This is a genomic window from Mesorhizobium sp. (assembly GCF_024509055.1).
Classification (GTDB): Bacteria; Pseudomonadota; Alphaproteobacteria; order Rhizobiales; family Rhizobiaceae; genus Mesorhizobium.
This window is the reverse complement of sequence record NZ_JANINM010000179.1, coordinates 1-3,474: the sequence shown is the minus strand read 5'-3', so window position 1 is coordinate 3,474 and position 3,474 is coordinate 1. Positions and strand designations below refer to the sequence as shown.

4 protein-coding genes are annotated in these 3,474 nt (G+C 64.1%); all 4 read right to left on the bottom strand.

Annotation, left to right across the window (positions count from 1 at the left end):
- Positions 1-1,079: enolase C-terminal domain-like protein (locus Q0L57_RS08560; RefSeq protein ID WP_296741129.1), on the bottom strand; the 1,079-nt coding region annotated here is incomplete at its 3' end.
- A gap of 51 nt (positions 1,080-1,130) precedes the next feature.
- Positions 1,131-1,862, bottom strand: a complete 732-nt coding sequence (locus Q0L57_RS08555; protein WP_296741126.1) for an SDR family oxidoreductase — start codon at positions 1,860-1,862, stop codon at positions 1,131-1,133.
- Positions 1,863-1,880: 18 nt separating this feature from the next.
- Positions 1,881-2,327 (bottom strand): MaoC/PaaZ C-terminal domain-containing protein, encoded by a 447-nt coding sequence (locus Q0L57_RS08550; RefSeq protein WP_296741124.1) that lies wholly within the window; start codon positions 2,325-2,327, stop codon positions 1,881-1,883.
- Positions 2,328-2,336: 9 nt separating this feature from the next.
- Entirely contained in the window at positions 2,337-3,410 is a 1,074-nt protein-coding gene (locus Q0L57_RS08545; protein ID WP_296741121.1) for a Gfo/Idh/MocA family oxidoreductase, read from the bottom strand.
- Between the last annotated feature and the right edge of the window lie 64 nt (positions 3,411-3,474).

Here is a 3,474-nt window from a genome sequence, read left to right as displayed (position 1 = left end):
ACATATTCGCAAAGGCCGACGCCGCCGGCATGCGGCCAGACCGGCAGGCCGAACTTGGCAGCGATCAAAAGCACCGCCAGCACTTCGTTGAGGCCGCCCATGCGGCAGGAATCGATTTGCACGACATCGATGGCGCCGCCAGCGATGAACTGCTTGAACATGATGCGGTTCTGGCACATCTCGCCGGTCGCAACCTTGATCGGCGCCGCCGCCTTGCGGATTTTCGCATGGCCGGCGACGTCGTCGGGGCTGGTCGGCTCCTCGATGAAGAACGGCTTGGCGAAGGCGAGCTCCTTCAGCCAGTCGATCGCCTGGTCGACTTCCCAGACCTGGTTCGCGTCGATCATCAAATAGCGGTCCGGGCCGATTACCTCGCGGGCGATCCTCAGGCGACGGATGTCGTCGGCGCGGTCGCGGCCCACCTTCAGCTTGATGTGGTTGAACCCGTCGTCGACCGCTTCCTGGCAGAGCCGCCGCAATTTGTCGTCGGGATAGCCGAGCCAGCCGGCGGAGGTGGTGTAGCAGGCATAGCCCTCACGTTCGAGAATGGCGATGCGCTGGGCCTTGCCGGCCTCGGCCCTCTTCAGGATTTCCAGCGCCTCCGCCGGCGTGATCGCGTCGGTGAGGTAGCGGAAGTCGACGATCCGTACGATCTCTTCCGGGCTCATCTCGGCGACAAGCCGCCAGACCGGCTTGCCGGCTTCCTTAGCCCACAGGTCCCAGACCGCGTTCACCACGGCGCCGACCGCAAGGTGCATCGCTCCTTTGTCCGGGCCGATCCAGCGCAGCTGGCTGTCGCCGGTCACATGATGCCAGAAGCGGCCAGGGTCCTGCTTCACCCAGTCGAGGTCGAGCCCGACGACCAGATGGCGCAACGCCTCGATCGCCGCGCAACAGATCTCGTTGCCGCGGCCGATGGTGAAGGTCAGGCCATGCCCCTTCAGCGAAGGGACATCGGTGTCGAGGATAACATAGGCGGCCGAATAATCCGGATCCGGATTCATCGCATCCGAGCCGTCGAGGCTCTGCGACGTCGGGAAGCGCAGATCGAAGGTTCTGAGGTCCGTGATCTTGGTCATTGCTGCCTCGTGGCTGGATTGTCGAGCGCGCCGGCGCGGGTATGGCGGCCCTTAGATCGACCAGCCGCCGTCGATGTTATAGGCCTGCCCCGTCGTGTAGGTGGCGCCGGCCAGATAGACCGCGAGGTCGGCGATCTCTTCCGGTGTGCCGATCCGCCCCATCGGTTGGCGGGCGATGAAGGCCGCGCGCGCCGCTTCATAGTCGCCTTGTGCCTGCATGCGGCCCTGCAGCGAAGGGCTTTCCACCGTGCCGGGGCAGATGGCGTTGCAGCGTATGCCCTTGGCAACATAGTCGGCGGCGATCGATTTGGTCAGGCCGATAACGGCCGCCTTTGTCACGCCGTAGGCGAAGCGGTTCGGCACGCCCTTCGGCGCGCCGGCCACCGACGACATGTTGATGATCGACCCCTCACCCCGCTCCAGCATGCCGGGCAATACGGCGCGGATGGTGCGGATCATGGCCCGCACATTCAGATTGACGGCGAAGTCGAGGTCCTCGTCTTTCATCTCGAGGATCGAGCCCGCGTGGACGAAGCCGGCGCAGTTGAACAACACGTCGACGCGGCCGATTTCGGCAAAGGCGGTTTTCACCGCTTCGTCGTTCAACACGTCGAGCTTGCGTGTCTTGATGCCGGGTGTCTTGCCGAGTTCGGCCAGGGCCGTGTCGTTGATGTCCGTGGCATGGACGATGGCGCCTGCGTTCGCGAATGCCAGCGCGCTTGCTCGACCGATTCCCTGCGCGGCCGCCGTGACGACCACGACCTTGCCTGTGATGTCAGCCATGTTCCTTATCTCCGTCTTTCAGCCGGGCCGTCGCTCGACGATGTAGATGTGATCCGCGGCCAGCACGACCTCGTCGCGCTGGTTTATGACCTCGACGCGCTCGATGACGCGGCCCGATCCGGGACGTTTCGGATCGTCCTCCTTCGCGGCGATGGTGGTGCGGGTGCGGATCGTGTCGCCGATAAAGACCGGCTTGATGAAGCGCAGCCTGTCGTAGCCGTAGGAGAAGGCGACGGGGTTGATCACGCTCGCCGTCAGGCCGACGCCGACCGAGAAGACCAGCGTGCCATGCGCGATGCGCTGGCCGAAGGGCGTGGTCTTCATGAACTCGGCGTCCATGTGATGCGGGAAGAAATCGCCGGTATGGCCGGCATGGACGACGAAGTCCGTCTCCGTGATCGTACGGCCGCTGGTGAGGCGTGACGAACCGATCTCATAGTCCTCGAAGTAGGTGATCTGTTCCATGTCGCTATTCTAAGGCTTCACGGCCAGCGGCGTCGACGGCGCGGCACTCGACTTATAGGCGGCCTCGACCAGCGCCATGGTGTTCCAGGCGTCCTCGACCGAGCTGACCAGCTCGGCATCTTCGGCCGCGGCAAAGCGCTGGACATTGGCCATCCGGCCAACGAAGGCGTCGGGGAACCATTCGCCGGTGAGCGGCACACTGACCCAATCCGATCCGCCCTTGGGATAGATTTCCAGCACGTCGGGCTCGCCGCGCGGATAATCGAGATTGAGGCCGAGCTTGACGTAGGCCGCGCCCTCCGTGCCGCTGATGCGGAACTCGCAGGCCTGGTGGCGGCGGCCGAATTTGTGGTCGTGGTTGATCGAAAGCGCGCAGCGCACCGTGTCGCCATAGTCGAGGATGGCGCTGGTGCGCGTCTGAGCGACCTTATGGTTGGGATGGCCGAGCGTCTTGGCATGCACGCCCAGAGGATTGCCGAGAAGCTGGCGGATCAGGTCGAGATAATGGATCGAATGCATGGCGATCTCGACGCGCGGCGCCTTGAGCAGGAATTCCCAGAGCTGCCAGGGGGTGTCGAGCGCAAGCAGCGCGTCGAAGTCGACGACCTCGCCCAGCCAGCCCTTGGCGATGGCATCCTTCAGCGCCAGCATCATCGGCGCGAAGCGAAGCTGGAAATTGACCGCGGCCTTGAGTTGCTTGGCGCGACAGATTTCGAGGATCTCGGTCGCCTCGCCGAGATAGTTGCCCATCGGTTTCTGGATCAGCGCCACGGCGCCATCCGGCAGCGCCTTCAACACATCGGCGTGGCGGCCGGGCGGCGTCGCGAGATCGAAGATCGCGTCCTTCACCGCCGCGGCTTCCTCGACCGAGCGGAACGCCTTTACATTCCATTTGTCGGCTAATGTTTTCGCCTTGGCCTGGTCCGGATCGTAGAGGCCGGCAACCGGAAATCCTGCCTTCCTGTATGCGGGAAAATGTGCGTCGCCGACGATCGAGCCGGCGCCGAAAGTGACGATCGGACGCGGCTTGGAGGGCTTCGGCCAGGATTGCGACAGCGATGCCGGATCGAAGGCATCAGTCATGATGGAAGGCCTCGTCCATCATCGCCCACCACTCGCCTTCCTTGCGTGTTTCCAGCGGCTCCTG